This window comes from Vibrio sp. Vb0304 (assembly GCF_033338995.1).
Taxonomy (GTDB): domain Bacteria; phylum Pseudomonadota; class Gammaproteobacteria; order Enterobacterales; family Vibrionaceae; genus Vibrio; species Vibrio alginolyticus.
Genome location: NZ_JAWOTT010000063.1, coordinates 1 through 2,146 on the forward strand (window position 1 = coordinate 1; position 2,146 = coordinate 2,146).

General features: G+C 50.5%; 1 protein-coding gene. It reads right to left on the reverse strand.

Annotated features, from left to right (window positions below):
- A partial coding sequence (locus R7P35_RS23720; protein ID WP_318092767.1) for an efflux RND transporter permease subunit occupies positions 1–2,146 on the reverse strand: 2,146 nt, incomplete at both ends.

Genomic DNA, 2,146 nt, shown 5'->3' on the forward strand with positions numbered 1-2,146 from the left:
TAATATTCGCCTCCCCATTCCATGCTGTAACCCGCCGGAAGTTGGATGGCTTCAACCTGATTTTTAATAGCGTTTCTAACGTTCGCTGGTGTGGAGTCTCGGCTCACACCCGCTTGAACCGTGATGGTTTTCACGCGGTCGCGTCGCCAAATCATGCTCTCTTCGGTGACCAGTTCGAATCCATCCACCACTTGACCAAGCGGAACGCTGTTAAAGCCAAGTAGAGAGCGCACAGGTAGCGTTTCTAGTGACGCCATGTTTTGCGATGTGCCACGTAACTGAATTGGAATCAGCTCATCATTCAGGTTCATTTGTCCGAGCGGCATGCCGTCTGATGCGCGTTTTAGCGCGAAAGCGACATCGGCGCGGTTAATTCCTGCTTGACGCATTTTGTCTTGGTTTAGAATCGGCTTGAGCACTTTGCTTTCTTGGCGCCAATCATCGCGAATGTATTTTGCATCAGGGTTTGAAGCAAAAATCGTTTTCGCTTCTGCCGCTAGTTGATGTAATACGGTTTCATCCGGACCAGAAAAACGCACCTCAACCGCGAACTTATCTTTGGTTGCCAGCTTCAGCGCTCGGAAGCGAGGTTCGGCATCCGGAAACGTCTCTTTCAGCCAATCATCACCACGCGTTACCAAGTGACTGATGCTCTCGTAGTCTTTGGTGTTGATCAGAATCTGCCCGTAGGCAGGGTCGAGCGGCTCAGGCTCTACCGTTACCGAGAAGCGAGGTGCACTGGTGCCGACGTAGCTAGAGATACTTTCCACTTCTGGTTGTGCGACCAACCATTCTTCAACTTTGCGCATGTCTGCCGAGGTTTGTTCAATCTTGGCACCATTGGGTAGCCAGTAATCGAGAAACACAATTGAGCGATCCGACTGAGGAATAAAGTTCACGGCCACATACGGGATTGCCACGGCGGTGACTAAAATCAACGGAACCAAAGCGGCTAATGCTTTACGCGGGTTGTCCACCGTCCAGAATACCAACTGTTTATAACGGCTCGGTTTGGTCTCTTCGCTATTAGCTTTTGGCTTGATGAACATCCACGCCATTAATACCGTAAACGTCATCGCGACGATCCATGAAAGCAACAGTGACGACGCCACAATGTAGAACACAGAGCTCGCAAACTCGGCGGAGTCGGTTTTGGAGAACAACACTGGGCTTGCGCCCATAATCGCGATGACAGTTGCACCTAAAAGTGGCACGGCGGTTTCTTTGACGGAATCAATCGCGGCGCGAGTTCGCTCGATACCTTTGTTGAGCTTAGCGATCATCATATCGGTGATCACAATGGCGTTATCCACCAACATGCCCAGTGCGAGAATAAACGTACCTAGCGAGACACGGTGCAAATCGATGCTGGCGATGTTCATGTATACAAGCGTGAGCAAAATCGTCAGGAGCAAGCTTGCGCCAACGATGGTCGCACTCTTAAAGCCCATGAAAACCAACAACACCACAAAAACAATCGCGACACTTTCAAGCAGGTTGCCAACAAAGTCGTCGATAGACTTTTGTACTTCTTCAGGTTGATAAGCAACGGTCGAGATGTCGACACCCAGCGGCAGCGTTGCCTGGTAGTTAGCGATGATGTCTTGAATCGTATCGCCAAGTGACACCACGTTAATGCCTTGAACTGGGCTCACAGCCAAGGTGACAGCGGGCTCTCCGTTGTAGCGGGTCTCTGCCAATGCTGGTGTTTGATAACCCATGGTGATGTCGGCGATGTCACCAAGACGAATCAACCCCGAGCCAAACTCGCCGGTGCCACCATTGATGATTAAATTGCGAATGTCTTCTAGAGACTGAAACTCACTGGTTTGCGCAATACGAATACGCTCTGTACCTGCATCGAATTTTCCCGCTTCGAACGTGCTGTTTTGTGTGCTCAGTTGGTTCCAAACTTGTGCGATCGACAAACCATATTGAGCCAAGCGCTCGTCTGGCATATCGATATGTACAACGCGAGGTTGAATGCCGTGTAGCTCGATCTTTTTGATGCCGTCGACGGCTTTGATTTGGCGTTGCAGCTCTTCGGCGTAGCGACGCAACTCTTCTGGCGCAGCATCTGTGCTGTGGATAGAGAAAAGCATGCCGTAGACTTCAGAGAACTCGTCTTGTACTACGCTGATCTGCG